This is a genomic window from Thermoflavifilum thermophilum (assembly GCF_900116565.1).
GTDB lineage: Bacteria > Bacteroidota > Bacteroidia > Chitinophagales > Chitinophagaceae > Thermoflavifilum > Thermoflavifilum thermophilum.
The window spans coordinates 746,751-763,434 of sequence record NZ_FPCJ01000001.1 but is presented as its reverse complement, the minus strand read 5'-3'; the positions used below and the strand labels follow the sequence as shown (position 1 = coordinate 763,434).

At 44.8% G+C, this 16,684-nt stretch carries 14 protein-coding genes; 9 read left to right on the top strand and 5 right to left on the bottom strand.

Translation table 11 applies throughout. The features are described from left to right. The first annotated feature begins 77 nt into the window (after window positions 1-77). From purD to BM367_RS03275, 7 genes are all read left to right on the top strand, one after another. Window positions 78-1,355, top strand: a complete 1,278-nt coding sequence (purD, locus tag BM367_RS03305) for a phosphoribosylamine--glycine ligase (RefSeq protein WP_092457685.1) — start codon at window positions 78-80, stop codon at window positions 1,353-1,355. A gap of 131 nt (window positions 1,356-1,486) precedes the next feature. After that, window positions 1,487-2,491 (top strand): rod shape-determining protein, encoded by a 1,005-nt coding sequence (locus BM367_RS03300; RefSeq protein ID WP_449649453.1) that lies wholly within the window; start codon window positions 1,487-1,489, stop codon window positions 2,489-2,491. Between the two features lie 49 nt (window positions 2,492-2,540). After that, window positions 2,541-3,371 (top strand): rod shape-determining protein MreC, encoded by an 831-nt coding sequence (gene mreC, locus BM367_RS03295; RefSeq protein WP_092457679.1) that lies wholly within the window; start codon window positions 2,541-2,543, stop codon window positions 3,369-3,371. After that, on the top strand, window positions 3,368-3,889 hold the full coding sequence (gene mreD / locus BM367_RS03290; protein ID WP_092457677.1) for a rod shape-determining protein MreD: 522 nt from the start codon (window positions 3,368-3,370) through the stop codon (window positions 3,887-3,889). Before mreC ends, mreD begins: the two co-directional genes overlap by 4 nt. An 86-nt stretch (window positions 3,890-3,975) precedes the next feature. Further along, window positions 3,976-5,913, top strand: a complete 1,938-nt coding sequence (gene mrdA, locus BM367_RS03285) for a penicillin-binding protein 2 (protein ID WP_092457674.1) — start codon at window positions 3,976-3,978, stop codon at window positions 5,911-5,913. A gap of 12 nt (window positions 5,914-5,925) precedes the next feature. Next, window positions 5,926-7,224: a rod shape-determining protein RodA gene (gene rodA / locus BM367_RS03280; protein WP_245759880.1), complete on the top strand. Its 1,299-nt coding sequence runs from the start codon at window positions 5,926-5,928 to the stop codon at window positions 7,222-7,224. A 21-nt stretch (window positions 7,225-7,245) separates the two neighbouring features. Next, window positions 7,246-8,025: an MBL fold metallo-hydrolase gene (locus tag BM367_RS03275; RefSeq protein WP_245759879.1), complete on the top strand. Its 780-nt coding sequence runs from the start codon at window positions 7,246-7,248 to the stop codon at window positions 8,023-8,025. Between the two features lie 4 nt (window positions 8,026-8,029). On the opposite strand, the gene BM367_RS03270 is transcribed toward BM367_RS03275, so the two are convergent. From BM367_RS03270 to BM367_RS03260, 3 genes are all read right to left on the bottom strand, one after another. Further along, window positions 8,030-8,407 (bottom strand): DNA-binding protein, encoded by a 378-nt coding sequence (locus tag BM367_RS03270; protein ID WP_143103933.1) that lies wholly within the window; start codon window positions 8,405-8,407, stop codon window positions 8,030-8,032. Between the two features lie 84 nt (window positions 8,408-8,491). Continuing rightward, on the bottom strand, window positions 8,492-9,541 hold the full coding sequence (locus BM367_RS03265) for a PA0069 family radical SAM protein (RefSeq protein WP_092457664.1): 1,050 nt from the start codon (window positions 9,539-9,541) through the stop codon (window positions 8,492-8,494). 11 nt (window positions 9,542-9,552) lie between these two features. Continuing rightward, window positions 9,553-10,218 (bottom strand): 2'-5' RNA ligase family protein, encoded by a 666-nt coding sequence (locus BM367_RS03260; RefSeq protein WP_092457661.1) that lies wholly within the window; start codon window positions 10,216-10,218, stop codon window positions 9,553-9,555. A 190-nt stretch (window positions 10,219-10,408) separates the two neighbouring features. Between BM367_RS03260 and BM367_RS03255 the strand changes: the two genes are divergently transcribed. Both BM367_RS03255 and BM367_RS03250 read left to right on the top strand, forming a co-directional pair. Continuing rightward, window positions 10,409-13,174, top strand: a complete 2,766-nt coding sequence (locus BM367_RS03255; RefSeq protein WP_177224089.1) for a TonB-dependent receptor — start codon at window positions 10,409-10,411, stop codon at window positions 13,172-13,174. A 113-nt stretch (window positions 13,175-13,287) separates the two neighbouring features. Further along, window positions 13,288-14,652: a hypothetical protein gene (locus BM367_RS03250; protein WP_092457655.1), complete on the top strand. Its 1,365-nt coding sequence runs from the start codon at window positions 13,288-13,290 to the stop codon at window positions 14,650-14,652. Window positions 14,653-14,739: 87 nt separating this feature from the next. Here BM367_RS03250 and BM367_RS03245 read toward each other — a convergent pair whose 3' ends face one another. Together BM367_RS03245 and BM367_RS03240 are read right to left on the bottom strand one after the other, a co-directional pair. Next, on the bottom strand, window positions 14,740-15,792 hold the full coding sequence (locus BM367_RS03245) for a sensor histidine kinase (protein ID WP_092457652.1): 1,053 nt from the start codon (window positions 15,790-15,792) through the stop codon (window positions 14,740-14,742). A gap of 79 nt (window positions 15,793-15,871) precedes the next feature. Next, window positions 15,872-16,552 (bottom strand): response regulator transcription factor, encoded by a 681-nt coding sequence (locus tag BM367_RS03240; RefSeq protein WP_092457649.1) that lies wholly within the window; start codon window positions 16,550-16,552, stop codon window positions 15,872-15,874. Window positions 16,553-16,684: the final 132 nt, after the last annotated feature.

Genomic DNA, 16,684 nt, shown 5'->3' with positions numbered 1-16,684 from the left:
TTAAAACGGAAAAATACTATAAAAATCATTTTAGGTTCTGGTCATACGCATGAAACCTTTTTCTTTGCAGGAAAAAAATGCGTATCCTCATTCTGGGTGGTGGTGGGCGGGAGCACGCCCTGGCATGGAAACTCAGTCAAAGTAAGTACTGTGATGGGCTGTATGTAGCCCCTGGCAATGCCGGCACGGCACAAGTTGCCGAAAATGTGTCACTTTCTCCTCTGGCGTTTGCAGAGATAGAGAACTTTTGCCGTGAGCAGGATATTGATGTGGTGGTGCCCGGCTCAGAAGATGCGCTGGTGGCAGGTATTGCCGATGTGCTTCCACGCGCTGCAGGATTGCAGTCTGTACGCGTAGTAGGCCCTTCACAGGCTGCAGCCAGGCTGGAAGGCAGCAAGGCTTTTGCCAAAGCATTTATGCAACGATATGGTATTCCTACTGCTTCATACCGGGTTTTTCGGCAGGATGAACTTGAAGCCGGCAAAGCTTATCTGCGGCAGCATCCCATGCCTGTGGTACTGAAAGCCGATGGCCTGGCAGCCGGGAAAGGCGTGCTTATCTGCAACGATACCGATGAGGCCATTGTGCAACTGGAAGAAATGCTCGCGCATGAAAAGTTCGGAGAGGCCAGCCGGCAGGTAGTGGTGGAGCAGTATCTGTCCGGTGTGGAAGTCTCCGTGTTTCTGTTCACCGACGGTCAACATTATGTGCTATTGCCTGAAGCAAAAGACTACAAGCGGGTTGGTGAGGGCGATACGGGTTTGAATACTGGCGGGATGGGTGCTGTTTCACCTGTGCCTTTTGCCGATGCAGCTTTTTTGCAAAAGGTAGAAACCCGCATTATCAAACCTACACTGGTGGGGATGCAACAGGAAGGGTGTCCGTATCGGGGTTTTCTGTTTTTAGGGTTAATGTCCGTCAGCGGCGATCCGTATGTCATCGAATACAACTGCAGGTTGGGCGACCCTGAAACGGAAGCCATCCTGCCCCGCATCCGGAATGACCTGATGGAGGTGATCTTGCAGGCACAGCAGGGCAGGCTGGCACAGGTGCAGCTTGAGGTAAGAGGAGAGTGCGCGCTCACGCTCGTTTTGGCATCAGGCGGCTATCCGGGCAGCTATCGCAAAGGCTTGCCCGTGCATTTGCCCGGTGATATACCCGAAGGAAGCTTTCTGTTTCATGCGGGCACGAGCCGACAGGAGGGCCGGATTGTGACTTCCGGCGGGCGGGTATTGGCTATCACCTCACTGGGAAAGGATTTGCATACAGCCAGGGAAAAATCCCTGAAACTGGCTGAAGCAGTAAACTTCGAAGGGAAATATTTCAGACGCGATATCGGGTGGGAATTTTTATAGGTTTTGCATCATAGAAATAAAAACCCGAAACTACATTTTCGTAAAAAAATTATCCCAATTTTGCAACACAATTTTCATTTCTTTACGTTTTCAATACTACGTTGCTTTTTCCTATGGGATTCCTGAATTTCATGACGCAAGATCTGGCAATTGACTTAGGTACGGCCAATACCTTGATTATCCATAATGACCAGGTGGTGGTGGATGAGCCCTCCATTGTGGCCGTTGAACGGGCTACCGGTAAAATCATTGCAGTAGGGAAAAAGGCCATGATGATGCATGAAAAAACCCACGAATACATTCGCACCATCAGGCCTTTGAAAGATGGTGTCATCGCCGATTTCAATGCTGCGGAGGGCATGCTGCGGGAGATGATCAAAATGGTCAATCCCAAGAAACCATTTTTCACGCCCAGCTGGCGAATGGTGATTTGCATCCCTTCCAGCATCACGGAGGTGGAAAAGCGCGCCGTACGCGACTCGGCCGAGCAGGCAGGAGCGAAGGAGGTGTATTTGATTCACGAGCCCATGGCAGCAGCACTGGGCATTGGCATTGACGTGGAAGAGCCGGTGGGCAACATGATTATTGATATTGGCGGTGGTACCACAGGTATTTCGGTGATTGCGCTGGCCGGCATTGTCTGTGATCAATCCATCCGCATTGCGGGTGATGAATTTACGGCCGATATCATGGAGGCTTTGCGGCGCTATCATAGCTTGCTGATTGGTGAACGTACAGCCGAACAGATCAAAGTACAAATAGGATCGGCTTTGAAAGAGCTTGACAATCCGCCGGATGATATGCCGGTGAATGGGCGTGATTTGGTGACGGGCATTCCGAAACAAATCATGGTCTCCTATCAGGAAATTGCCGAGGCGCTGGATAAGTCCATTTTCAAAATTGAAGAAGCCATATTGAAAGCGCTGGAAACCACGCCGCCCGAGCTGGCTGCTGATATTTACCGCAGAGGTTTGTATTTAACTGGTGGAGGGGCCTTGCTGCGTGGGCTTGACAAGAGGCTGGCGCAGAAAATCAAGCTCCCCGTGCATGTGGCCGATGATCCGCTGCGGGCTGTGGTGAGGGGCACCGGCATTGCATTGAAACACATTGGCAAATATCCGTTTTTGATGCAGTAACCTGATGAAACTATTGCTTCATCATCCATATTCTGCATAAACCAAGGCCGTGCGCAATCTGATTCTGTTCATCCGGCGTTATTTTAATCTGCTCTTGTTTATTGCCATTGAGGCGATATGTTTGAACAGGGTGTTCAGCCAGAATCCCTTTCAGCAAGCGTGGTTTCTGCAGTTTTCTGAGGAATGGATGGGCAGGCTATATCAGCATTATGCGGATGTGATGCAGTATTTCCATCTCAAGCAGGTCAACGAAAGCCTGCTTGCGGAAAATGCCCGCCTGCGAAATCAGCTGCTGCAGGACTTCAGCTTTCCCGATACTTCCCGCCAGCTTATCCGCGATACCGCCCATCACCGGCAATATGCTTATTTACCTGCAGAAGTGGTAAACAACAGCATTGTCCATGCCAGCAATTACATCACCATTCATCGGGGCAAGCTGGAAGGTGTGCATGCCCATATGGGTGTGGTAAGCAGCCAGGGTGTAGCCGGTGTGGTGGTTCGAGCCAGTGATCATTATGCCCTTGTGATGTCGTTATTGCATAAGGATTTCAGGCTCAGTGTACGGCTCAAACGCACAGGCGATATCGGTTATGTGCGGTGGGATGGTGAAGATCCCACTACGGCTTTGTTTTCTGACATACCCCGAAGTGTAGCTTTGTATAAAAATGATACCGTGGTGACCAGCGGCTTTTCTGTGATGTTTCCGCCTGGTATTGTCGTGGGTTATGTGGAAAAAGTGGCGCATCAGCCGGCCAGCAATTTTCAGGTAGCCCGTATTCGATTGGCTACGCCATTCAGCAGACTTAGATATGTGTATGTGATTGAAAACCTGCAGGCGCCTGAGCAGTTGCAGGTTGAATCCAATGTGGTTTCACCATGAGTGAGTTGTTCAAAAATATCATTCGTTTTGTGTTGTTGATTTTTGTTCAGGTGTTTATCCTGAACAATATCATGCTGAATGGATGGGTGCAGCCTTATCTGTATCTGCTTTTAATTTTGCTTTTGCCTTTTCAGACACCCCGTTGGTTATTGTTGATGATCGGCACAGCCACCGGTTGGATTATAGATAATTTCATGCATACACCCGGATTACATGCTGCAGCCTGTGCGGCTATTGCCTATCTCCGTCCTTTCCTCATCGGGATGCTTGCTCCTCAAGGTGGTTTTGAAGATACTACCCGGTCTCCCTCGCCCGCTACCATGGGTACGGGTAAATTCGTTTTTTATGCAGGCATGTTGGTATTGATTCACCACGTGATTTATTTTACTCTGGAAGTATTCAACTTTCAGGCAACCCCTTACCTGGCGATGAAGATTGTGTTTTCCACCCTTGTTACCCTGCTATTGATTTTTGTGTATGGATTATTGTTTTTTGAAAAACGCCCGAGGAGAAGATAATTATCAAGGTTTTACAGGCAGGTTTTCATTAGGTTTGCAGGCAGTCTGAAGTCCCGTATTTCGCTAAAGCCGTAGTTTTTAAGCATATGGCTGAATTTCACCAATCCAGAAAAAATATCATCCGGCTGATATTCATCGGTGTATTTGCTGTCATAGCAATGCGGTTGTTTTATTTGCAGGTGATCGAAACAAAATATCGCCAGCTGGCCAATGCACAGGCCATTGTACGCAAACTCATATATCCTACCCGGGGCATTATCTATGATCGCCATGGACGTGTAGTAGTGAATAACACGGCCCTTTACGATCTGATGGTAACACCTTCGGAAGTCAAGCACCTGGATACGGCTTTTTTATGTGAGCTGCTGGGTATTGATACAGCCACTTTCCGGGAGAGGATGGAAAAAATTATCATACGGAATTCCCGTTATCGCCAGTCTGTTTTTGCAGAATTACTGCCTCCTGACGTGTATGGCCGCATTGAAGAAAACCTGTATCAGTTCCCTGGCTTTGAACTGGTGGAAAGGCCTGTGCGTAATTACCCCTATCATGCAGGGGCTCATATTTTCGGATATATAGGCGAGGTGGATTCTGCTACTATCCGGCGTTCCGATGGATTTTACCAGGCCGGCGATTTTATAGGCAAAACGGGTTTGGAGCGCAGTTATGAGGATGTGTTACGCGGGCAGCGTGGGGTGACATATCTGGTGCGGGATTCCCGGAACAGGATTCAGGGCTCGTATGCCGGAGGCATGTATGATACACCAGCTGTAGCCGGTAAAAACCTGTATCTCTCGCTGGATATAGAATTGCAACAATTGGGTGAACAACTGCTTCAAAACAAAATTGGAAGCATAGTAGCCATAGATCCCAATACGGGCGGCATTCTGGCGATGGTTAGCAGTCCTACCTATGATCCGAATGAACTGAGTGGTTCAGAGCGTAACAAAAAATTTTCCCGCTTGTTTACAAACCCCGAACTTCCTTTGTTTAATCGTCCCATTCAGGCTACTTACCCGCCTGGTTCTACCTTCAAGCCTGTAGATGCATTGATAGCCCTGCACGAAGGTGTCATTACTCCCCAATACGGATATGATTGCCGGGGTGTGTATCTGGGATGCGGAAGGCCAATCAAATGCACAGAAAGTTTTCCTGGACACGCTTCCAATCTGTACAATGCCATCGCCTATTCGTGCAACTCCTATTTTTCGCAGGTGTTTCGCTTTATTGTGGACAGAGAGCGCAGGCCTGCATTGGGGTTGGCAGAGTGGTACCGATACGTGAGTGATTTTGGACTGGGTAAAAAACTCGGAATTGATTTGCCTGGTGAATACAGCGGATATATTCCGGATACAGCTCATTACAACAAAATATTTGGCAAAGGACATTGGAATTCCTGTACCATCGTATCACTGGGCATTGGCCAGGGAGAAATCACCGAAACTCCTCTGCAGCTGGCCAATGTGATGTGTATCATTGCCAACCACGGATATTATTACACGCCTCATGTAGTGGATAGTGTGGAAGGCGATCCGGATTTTTATCGCACACACCTGGTGTTGCATCGGATCACTGCCAATGTATCGGACACGGATTACGATATTGTTACCCGTGCCATGGCAGCAGTGGTTGAACGGGGAACCGCTACCATTGCTGCTATTCCGGGCATCACGATTTGCGGGAAAACAGGTACGGCTCAAAATTTTACGATTATCAACGGGAAACGGGTGGAGTTGAAAGATCATTCATTATTTGCAGCTTTCGCACCGCGTGAACATCCCAAAATCGCCATTGCCGTGGTGGTGGAAAATGCCGGCTTTGGGGCCAGCTGGGCAGCACCGATAGCCAGCCTGATGATTGAAAAATATTTGCGTGACAGCATTGCTACGGATCGTTTGCCGTTGTTAAAGCGGATTTCGGAAGCTAATCTGATACCAGAATATATTTTGGAAAAGAAACGCAGAATTGATTCGCTGAATCAGGTTCGTGATAAATTGGAGGCCAGGCGCATAGTCGCGCGTTAAACATATTGACCTGTGGACACGCATGTACGCACATCAACAGACTTGATTAAGCCGGGAATAGACCGGGTGCTGATGGCATTGTATTTTATCCTGGTGCTTATAGGTTTGTTTTCCATCTTTGCCGTGGAGCACCGGCCGGGGGAAGATGTATGGTACAACGTCTTGCATCTGAGCAAAAACTATAGCAGGCAGTTGATGTGGGTGTGCATTTCGCTGGTACTGGCTCTCGGCATTCTGTTGGTTGACAGCAAACTATTTCCTGCATTAGCCAATCTCATGTATGTATTTGGCATTTTGTTGTTGCTGCTGGTGCTGGTAGCCGGCAAAGACATCAAAGGTTCTCACTCCTGGCTTGTGATTGGTGGTTTTCAGTTTCAGCCGGCAGAATTTACAAAGCTTACGACCAACCTGGCACTCGCCAAATATTTATCGCGCCTGGATGTGGATTTTTCCACATTACGTGCGCGGCTGATTGCCATTGGCTTGATTCTTTTACCTGCAGCCATCATTGTGATGCAATCTGAAACAGGGTTGGCATTGGTTTACTTATCATTTTTTCTGGTATTGTATCGGGAAGGATTACCGGGCATTATTCTTATTGTTGGATTTTCTGTGATTGTGTTAGTGCTTTCTGCTTTGCTGGTAGAGAAACATATATTGCTGATGATATTCAGCGTGGCCGCTGCGTTCGTGATTTATTTCATGCGGCGCAGCTTCCGGCGTCATCCCGAACGATTGTTTCTGATCCTGTTGATCTGGGGTTTCTGCAGTGTATTTGTGATGCAGGTTGTGCCTTATATATTCACACATGTACTGAAACCTTATCAGGTAAGTCGAATCAATGTGATGCTGGGCAAAGAAGTAAGTCCGAAGTCAAGTTACAATGTGCTGCAATCCAAAATAGCCATTGGTTCAGGAGGGCTGTTTGGGAAAGGCTATTTGAAAGGAACCCAAACCCGCTACGAATTTGTACCGGAACAGAGTACAGATTTTATTTTCTGTACCATCGGAGAAGATTTTGGTTTTATAGGAAGCATTGGATTATTGGGTTTGTATCTGATATTGTTGTTTCGCATCATTCAGGTAGCTGAACGCCAGCGATCCACATTCAGCAGGGTATATGCTTATGGATTGGCGAGTATATTGTTTTTTCATGTGGCCATCAATATTGGAATGACCACAGGATTGGCTCCGGTCATTGGCATACCTTTGCCGTGGATGAGCTACGGTGGATCATCAATGATTACCTTTACGATGATGCTTTTTATATTGATACGCTTGGATGCAGACAGGCAGAAGATTTTAAGATAATATCCATCAAAAATATGGTGAATGATGGCACAAATTATTCCGCTTGCAGAAGGAACATTTACCGTGGATAGAAGTAAAAAATTTATCCCCTTTGATCCTCAGCATGATCGTTTGCAGGATAGGCCGAAAGGTTCATTGCTGATTGAGATTCAACCATTTCTTGTAATTGCAGGATCACATTATATTTTGCTGGATACCGGATTAAATCTGTCTAACAATCAGGAATTCCTTTTGTATCAGATCCTGAAAGAAAAAGGAATTGATCCTTCACAAATTACGCATGTGTTGCTTAGTCATTTGCATAAAGATCATGCAGGTGGCATTTGCAGCCTCCATCCCGATGGAAGTTACAGGCTGAATTTTCCTCAGGCCATCTATTATGTGCATGAAGATGAATTAAAATATGCTCTTTCACATGCCCAGCAAAATGAAGGTGAAACAGGAGGGGATATAGCTTCTTCGTATGCAGCAGAAGAGTTTGAATTATTGTTTCAATCTGATCAGGTAATGCTTTTGCATGATGAAGGATATATTGATACACATATTCGGTATCAGCTCAGTGGTGGGCATTGTCCCTATCACGTTGTGTTCTGGATACAAGATCAGGATGAAATTATTTTTTATGGTGGCGATGTAGCACCTCAATATTTGCAGATGAAAACACGCTATGTGGCCAAATATGACTACGATGGCCGTAAAAGCATGGAACTGAGGCAGCAATTTGCTGAGCAGGGCAAACGTGAAGGATGGACTTTTTTATTTTATCACGATGTACAAAGGCCCGTGATGAAACTGATTTGATTCATCAGGGCTTCTCATTTTCCAGTTCAATCTGTGCAGGAGAAGTTATAATCATTTCGGGTTCGTCATGGAACAATGTAATTTTCCCTTTCACACAAATCTGTTTGTTTTTCAGATAGGTTTCAGGTTTGTAAGGAAAATTTTTCCGGTCATCTCCCCAGATCACTACGGTAAAGGTTTCATCGGGATGTGGATAGCGGAAATTTAGAAAAGTAGGTTTGCGTTTGGAAGTGGAGTCGTAATAGGTACTCGCAATTTTTCCGCAAACAGTTACCTGCTGATTCACATAACGCGCAACATATTCGTCGGATATTTTGGCTTGTGCGTATGCGGCCTGTACGGCAAGCAAGCTTATGGTCAGACCTGTAATCCATGTTTTCATAGCAACAGGATTTATTTCAAATGATAGGGGATTCATTTTCAAAGATAGGATGACATGAATTGAAAAAATTCACTTTTACAATCATTAAAACAAACTTAACTGTTTTCCGGGTCTGCAAAAATGCGAGCTATCGAGTTCCCATCGTTCATCGTTCAGGCCATATCGCTTGTTGCATTTGATGAATTGCTGACGAACCAGCTCAGCGATAGGGCCTTCGCCGCGCATGCGCACGCCCCATCGGCTGTCATTGACTTTACCACCATGTGATTGTTCAATGAGATGCCAGACTTTATCGGCCCGGTCGGGGAAATTTTTATACAGCCAATCATGAAAAATCAGTTTGATGGCACCATTGAGGCGGATAAATGTATAGGCTGAAAATGTGGCGCCGGCTTCTGCGGCAGCTTTCATGATAGCAGGCATTTCGTGTTCATTCAATCCAGGAATCATGGGTCCCAGCATCACACCGGTGCGCACGCCCAGCTGGCTTAGCTCCCGGATCACGCGCAGTCTTTGCTGAGCGGTTGTGGTTCTCGGTTCCATCAGGCGCCGCAGTTCTTCGTGAAAGGAAGTAATGGACACCAGCACGCTCACCAACCTGTAACGCGCCATGGCCTGCAATATATCCTTATCGTGCAGGATAAAGGCATTTTTGGTAATGATGCCTACTGGTTGTTTGAAAGCATAACAGATTTCCAGCAACCGACGGGTGATGCGGTATTTTTGTTCGGCCGGCTGATAGCAATCGGTGTTGCCGCTCAGCGAAATGGGCCACCCTTCCCAGGAGGGCTGCATCAGAAACTGTTCCAGCAGTTGAGGAGCATTTATTTTCACAATGATGTTGCGTTCAAAATCCAATCCGGCGCTGTATCCCCAGTATTCATGCGCATTTCGTGCGTAGCAATAAATGCAACCATGCTCACATCCCTGATAGGGATTCATGCTGTACATCATACCCACATCGGGGCTTTCTACCTTGTGTACCAGGCTTTTGGTCTGTTGCTCAATATAATGTGTAGGCTCATCGCCTTGTTCCCAATCATCAATAGCTGTTGGTTCATCGCGGCTGAACCTTGTTTTTTCAAAACGATTGTGCGGATTCAGCTGTGCACCGCGACCTTTGATATATGTCATGATACAAGTTTTTAATCAAACAAACTGTATTGAATCTGTCCACCTGCTGCCCCTTCTGGTGAAGAGGCCTTTTGCAGCGGAAAGCGTGCTATTTGCTGGAAAGCTTTCTGATGATCATCTTTTTTCCACAATGTTAATTCCTGCACTACACATCGGCCGGCGAATGATTTTTGCTGGTATTCGGGTACGCTTTTTTCATATTGCCAGGGCTTAAGCCTGGATGCAAACAACAAATACGGTTCTGTGATGAAATGCGGTTTGCTGGCTAAACTCTTTAGCATGCGCTGCATAGGACGGAACGATTTCACCAGAGCGGCAACAGCTGATGCATTGCGGATTTTCAGGATGATACTGTGGCTGGGCATAAATCCAAAACCGTCAATTTCCAGCAGCAGAGGGGGTTGCGGGGCAGCAAGCATGCTAAAATAGGCTATCAACTTCTTTTCCTGCGTTTCCCATTGCCAGAAATGAATGAGCCAAATCTGGGCATCTGTAGCCAGCCGGGGGTGCCGGTAATTCCGGCTAAAAGCATCTCTTTCCTCACCGATACGCTCAGCCAGCGGTCCTTGCACCGGCGCTGTCAACACATATTCTTGGGTTTGCCAGATTTGACCTTCATATTCCAGGTTATGAGCATCTGCCGGCCAAATCTGATTGGAAAGGGCATTCTTTTTCATGCAGCTAATGTACTAAAAAATTTAGTAAAAAGCATTTTCATTTTCCCAAAAGAGAAAAACTGTTCTAAGGGTATTCAATCAGAAAGATTCATATTTAGTTATCATTTGGTTAACAATTGGTTAATCATCAGCAGGAAATTTTGCAGTGTTCGAAAACATAAGAGGGATGAGATTATTACTACTCTTTTGCATGGTTGGCATTTCTTTTTTGTCACAGGCTCAGGTGTATGGTATCATTTCAGGTAAAACATATGCACAGGAAGGAGAAAATGCATTGGCCGGAGTAACTGTTATTCTGCAAGGCTCTTCGCAGGGAGCGATTTCCGATGTGGATGGTCAGTATTTGCTTCGGCAGGTTCCCGCCGGTGAATATACTTTGCTGTTCAGATATCTTGGATATCAGACAAAAATCATTACAGGTGTAAAGGTAGAACCTGGTACTATCACTACCTTGAATGTAGGGCTGGAGCGGGCAGCCTCTGCACGTTTATCTGAGATTGTGGTAACGGCTTCTTTCCAGCAGAATTCCATACAAGCCTTGTATGCGGATCGAAAAAAACAGCCCGTGATCAGTGATGGGATATCGGCCGACATGATTGCCCGCTCGCCGGATAAACACATGGGTGATGTGCTTCAGCGCATCAGCGGTGTGCGTGTAGAAGATGGAAAATTTGCGGTGGTACGGGGCCTTGCCGCACGATACAACGAAACCTTGTTAAACCATGCCCCCGCCCCCTCCACCGAGCCCGATGCAAAGGCTTTTTCCTTTGATATCATTCCGTCGGAAATGGTGGATCAGGTTGTGGTTTATAAAACCTTGACTCCCGATTTGCCAGGTGATGCAGCTGGCGGGGCTATTCAGGTGCGGACCCGGGATTTTCCTGCATTGCCTTATTTTTCTGTATCTCTTGGCACCGGCTACAACAGCCAAACTACATTCAGGCATTTTTATACAGGCAGGTCGAAAGGCAATCTGGATTTTCTGGGATGGGTCGGTCAATCGCGCAACTTGCCATCGGCCTTTCAGCTGGTGCGCCAGCAATATGCCACCCTCAGTCCTGATCAGAAAATATCCATTACCCGGCAGTTCCCCAATACCTTCGGCGCTGTTTCCCAGCCTTCCAGTTTTCTCCCTTTCAGCTTGCAACTGGCAGGAGGTAACACCCTTACCTTTCATTCTGGAAAGAAAATCGGCTATATGGCTGCTGTTTCATACAACAATAGCCATCAGGTATTGGATCAGGATCAGGCGCAATATCTGCTCAACAAGGAAGAGATTTATGACCTTCAAAGCGATATATTTCAGAAAAAAGTACGCACTGGAGCATTGTTCAATATAGCGTATTCTTCCGCTCACAGCAAACTGACATGGATAACATTTGCAAGCAATGAATTCCATAATGATTTTTATATAAGGACAGGAAAAATTTTTGTGGGTTCTGATCAGGTTAATCCTATATATAGCCAGAATCAACACATCACCCAGCAGGGTTTATACCTGACGCAACTCTTAGGTTCGCATCAGATGGGAAATAATCATCTTCGCATAGGCTGGACAGCTTCTTACGGAAGATCATATCGTTTAGAACCTGATCAACGCATCCTTACGCTTGAAAAGAAAAACAGCAACTATGCGTTGTATCTGTCCAATGAAAACAGTCCGGCTGTCAATACAGCAGCCCGTATTTATTCGAGACTGCATGAAGATATTTACAACGCGCAGATTAGCCTGAGTGTTCCTATCAAGTGGCATGCGCAAACCCAGTTGCTGAAAGCAGGCATATCTGAAACATACCGGCAAAGATTGTTCAGCATTCTTGCATTGGGCTATGCCAGCGATCTGGATCCTTATGGTCGGGGAGCAGTTATTGATATCAGCAAAGATGTAACCATCGAAAATTTATTTTCTGATACCAACATCAATCATTACCGAATTTTATTAGCCAATATTCCTCAAAACACAAAAGACTATACCGGTAAAGCTCATCTTGCCGCTGCTTATGTGATGATGGAAAATCATTTTTTTAGAAATCTTCTTCAGCTCACATGGGGACTTAGGACTGAATATAATTTTCAGCAGTTGATTTCGCTGAATCAGCCTACACAGAAATATGAAAATCTGGATTTACTGCCTTCCCTAAACGTTACCTATTATGTGCAGCCCCAGGTGGATATCAGACTGGGATATTATCGTTCAGTAAACCGGCCTGAATTCCGCGAGTTGGCTCCTTATCGGTATTATGATTACAAAAGAAATTTTATTATTTCCGGTAATTCTGAATTGAAACGTTCTTTACAGGATAATCTGGATTTGCGTGTAGAATATTATCCTGCAGCAGATGAAATCTTTTCATTTTCCTTGTTTTACAAGCATTTTCAGCAGCCTGTCGAACAGGTAAATCTGGGCAATGATGTACTTTCTTATGATAATGCTGATCATGCTTACGATTATGGTTTTGAACTGGAAATGAACAAAAAGCTAAATTTCCTCATTCACTCCTCTTTCTGGAATCATATTTTCCTGTATGGTAATTTTTCATACCTGGATGGTGGGGTGAATTTTCAGGGTCAGCATCAGCGTCGCCCGTTACAGGGATTATCAAAATATATGATCAATGCAGGGATCACTTATGCATCTGATCGAGGTGATTTTTCACTCTCGGTGTTGTTTAATCGAAATGGCGAGAGTATGATGTTCAGAGGAGAAAATGATGGGCTGGATACGTATGAACGTCCCAGAAACATGCTTGATTTTCAGGTAAGCAAAAAATTTTCCCACCAGCGTTTTCAATGTCGGCTCACCTTATCTAATCTTTTGATGCAGCATACACAACTTTATTACAAATATGGCAATACATCGCATATACGGTTTGACCCGAATCAGGACCGAATCATATCTGATATACAAGAAGGTTTAACAGCCAGCATTTCCCTGCGTTATCTGATTTCACGGTGATTTGATTATTATGGATAAGCATGTAGTTGCAAAAATTTCATATTGATTTCATGACTTATTAACAAGCAATTTACAATTTCATTTCACATTTGTTTAAAATCAAAATTATGAGTATGAAACAGACATTTTTATTCTGCTTGATTGCTGTATCAGCTATCATGGGCGCTTGTTCTAAAAACAGTGACAATCCAACTCCTCAACCTCCGGTAACAACCTCTCCTGATACTATTAACATAAGAGGAATTATCACTAGCAATACTACCTGGAGTAGCAATAAGGTGTACAGGCTTCGAGGATATGTGTATGTGGATTCACCGGCGATATTAACTATTGAAGCAGGAACTAAAATCATCAGCAATAAGGATTCAGCAGGTGTGCTGGTTATTTACAAAGGAGCAAAAATTATAGCACAAGGCACAAAGGATAAACCCATTGTTTTTACCTCTGCAGAGCCTAATCCCAAGCCAGGTGATTTAGGAGGCGTGGTATTGGTAGGCAAGGCTACAGGCAATGGGAATCATGCCGTGCTGGAAGGTGGCGTGGATGATAAACATAAATTATTTGGTGGAAACGATGATCATGACAATTCTGGTGTGTTGAGATATGTACGCATTGAATATGCTGGGAAGGCCGTGAATCCAGATGATGAAATCAATGGCCTCTCACTGTATGCCGTGGGGGATGGAACCACAGTTGAATATATACAAGTGATACGCGGTTTGGATGATGCTTTTGAATTTTTTGGAGGATCTGTTAACTGCAGGTATTTGATTGCTTACAATTGTGCAGATGATGATTATGATATGGACGATGGTTTTCATGGGAAGATTCAGTTTGCCATTTCTATTAAAGATCCAGGTTTTACCGATAAAAAATCGGGCGGTGATTTATCTAACAATTTTGAAGTGGACAATACCAATGGTTCATCCAAGCCTTTCACGGCTACACCTGTTACTCACCCATTGCTTTCCAATTTTACAGCTATTGGACCCAATAATGCATCCAATACCAGTGCGGATTATGGATATGGCATGCGTTGGAGAAGAGGAGCACAGTTTGAGATGGTGAATTCCATTGTAATAGGTGGTCAGAAAGCGGGGCTGGATATTGACAACGATCCCACTGCACAGTATTACAAAGATGGAATAAGCGGTTTCCGTAATTCTTTCTTGCATGCTGTAAACAATGTAACCCAGGTAGATAAACTAAATGACACAACCATCTTATCTGCTGCTGCCTTAAAAACTCTGGTAACAGGCCGTGATAGCAGTACAATATTTACCAACCCAGCAGATATTCAGCTTACAGATCCATTTAACAATGCTCAGCCTAATGTAAAACCCAAAACAGGTTCTCTTGCGTTGAGCGGAGCAAAATTTGATGGAAAATTTAATGATAGTTTCTTCCAGAAAGTAAATTTTATTGGTGCTATCGGAACAGATGACTGGACGCAGGGATGGACGGTATGGAATAAATAAGCTGTATTTCTTCAGGCTGCTTTTCATCTATATACAAGCAGTGATGGTGTAGGGTATCGTCTCGCACAATGCGAGGCGATACCTGTTTTATTCCCGGAATAATTCGAGAGTGAATCCAAAAGTAGAACCGATATCAGGCTTGCTGCGTACGTGAATGGTTTGTCCGTGTGCTTCGATGATATGTTTTACAATAGCCAGACCAAGACCGGTACCACCTGCGTCCCTGCTGCGTGCCTTATCAGTCCGGTAAAAACGTTCAAAAACCCTGGTTAAATGTTCTTCTGCGATGCCGATTCCGTCATCAGAAATTTCAATCAGTACATGTTGTTCATCCGTGTTGTACACGCTTGCAAAAGTATGTCCGTCCCGCTTTCCGTATTTGATGGAATTATCAATCAGGTTAATCAGTACCTCACGTATCCTTTCTTTATCAGCATACACAGTAACCGGAGTTTCACATCCTTTCTTCAGGTAAAACTGAATATTTTTCTGAGCGGCCTTCAGGGACAGCAAATCAAATACATCCTTAATTAAATCCTGGATTACAAAAGCTTCTTTATTCAACTGAATTTCGCCGCTTTCCAGGCGGGAGATTTCATCTACATCATCAATCAGTCTGCATAAACGGTCAATATTTTTGGCTGCATTCTTCAGAAAAGTGCGGTTCACTTCTGCATCTTCAATGGCGCCATCAAGCAAGGTGTGAATATATCCCTGAATGGCAAAAATGGGTGTTTTCAGTTCATGAGAAAGATTCATCAGAAATTCCTTTCTGAATTTTTCGTTTTTGCGTAATACTTCCAGCTCATTGCGTTGCTGGGATGCCCATAATTCCACATCGTGTTGCACCTCTTCCAGCGTGGGTTTGGGAAGCACGTGACTCTGAAAGAACTCTTCTTGCGGTGTAGCTTTGGTTTGGTAAATGAGTTTATAGATTAGTTTGATTTTTCGGTACAGGAATTTTTCCATCACATAGCGGATGATAGCAAATGCTGCAGCCCATGTGACAAGGCTTAGCCACAAAAGCTGAAGTATATGCAGGTGCATCAGGGCGCCTACCAGCATCGCAACTATACCGATGATGATGGCACTGAGAAAGGATAATTTACCCGTTGAAAGGTTTTTGTCATTAAATAACATAGCAACAGGCTATTGTTTCAAATATAGCAAGAATACACGTACAAAAAAGAAAAGCCTGCGGGAAGAAAAAAGATGGCGTTTAACCTTCGAATTTATAGCCCACGCCTTTTACGGTAGAGATCAGGTCTGCACCTAATTTTTGCCTGATTTTGCGGATATGCACATCTATAGTTCGGTCGCCCACGATCACGTCTGTTCCCCACACCTGATTGAGGATTTCATTGCGCATGAATACCCTGCCTGGCCGCGATGCCAGAAGTTTGAGCAGTTCAAACTCTTTTTTGGCCAGTATCACGGGTTTTCCCTGGTAAACGACATGAAATTTTTCGGAATCAATAATCAGATCCCCTATTTGCATCACAGGTGCATCCTGCTTTTTCAAGCGCCTGAACAGGGCATTTACCCGGCTGATCAGCAGATTAGGTTTAATGGGTTTTGTTACATAATCATCTGCACCCAGATTTAAGCCTTCCATTTCATGTGCATCATCATTCAAAGCTGTGAGAAACAAAATCATGGTATCCTGAAACACAGGCTGGGCTTTCAGTTCCCGGCACACTTCCAATCCGTTTTTTCCGGGCATCATGATATCCAGGATAATCAGGTGTGGCTGATGTGCCCTGGCTTTTTCGATGGCTTCCTGACCATCCGTAGCAACAAAAGTTTCGTAGCCGGCATTTTTCAGATTATAGCTAATAATAGCCAGGATATCGGGTTCATCATCAACTATCAGGATCCTGCCAGCAGAAGGTGTTTGCATGATCAATACTCAATCCTTTGACAAGCAAATTTAATTGGGTTCATATTTTTTTTACTTAAAATTAACATTATGAAATTGTTAATTCAAGCCAAATTCTTTCTGTTTTGCAGACGATTAATAAGGTAAGGCTTG

Bases quoted from the DNA above. Each gene is read 5' to 3' on its own strand.
- BM367_RS03245 (WP_092457652.1), bottom strand. From the start codon at position 15,792: ATGTTATTTAATGACAAAAACCTTTCAACGGGTAAATTATCCTTTCTC.
- BM367_RS03275 (WP_245759879.1), top strand. From the start codon at position 7,246: ATGATGGCACAAATTATTCCGCTTGCAGAAGGAACATTTACCGTGGAT.
- mreD (WP_092457677.1), top strand. From the start codon at position 3,368: ATGAGTGAGTTGTTCAAAAATATCATTCGTTTTGTGTTGTTGATTTTT.
- BM367_RS03250 (WP_092457655.1), top strand. From the start codon at position 13,288: ATGAAACAGACATTTTTATTCTGCTTGATTGCTGTATCAGCTATCATG.
- BM367_RS03300 (WP_449649453.1), top strand. From the start codon at position 1,487: ATGACGCAAGATCTGGCAATTGACTTAGGTACGGCCAATACCTTGATT.
- BM367_RS03265 (WP_092457664.1), bottom strand. From the start codon at position 9,541: ATGACATATATCAAAGGTCGCGGTGCACAGCTGAATCCGCACAATCGT.
- purD (WP_092457685.1), top strand. From the start codon at position 78: ATGCGTATCCTCATTCTGGGTGGTGGTGGGCGGGAGCACGCCCTGGCA.
- BM367_RS03270 (WP_143103933.1), bottom strand. From the start codon at position 8,407: ATGAAAACATGGATTACAGGTCTGACCATAAGCTTGCTTGCCGTACAG.
- BM367_RS03260 (WP_092457661.1), bottom strand. From the start codon at position 10,218: ATGAAAAAGAATGCCCTTTCCAATCAGATTTGGCCGGCAGATGCTCAT.
- BM367_RS03255 (WP_177224089.1), top strand. From the start codon at position 10,409: ATGGTTGGCATTTCTTTTTTGTCACAGGCTCAGGTGTATGGTATCATT.
- mrdA (WP_092457674.1), top strand. From the start codon at position 3,976: ATGGCTGAATTTCACCAATCCAGAAAAAATATCATCCGGCTGATATTC.
- BM367_RS03240 (WP_092457649.1), bottom strand. From the start codon at position 16,552: ATGCAAACACCTTCTGCTGGCAGGATCCTGATAGTTGATGATGAACCC.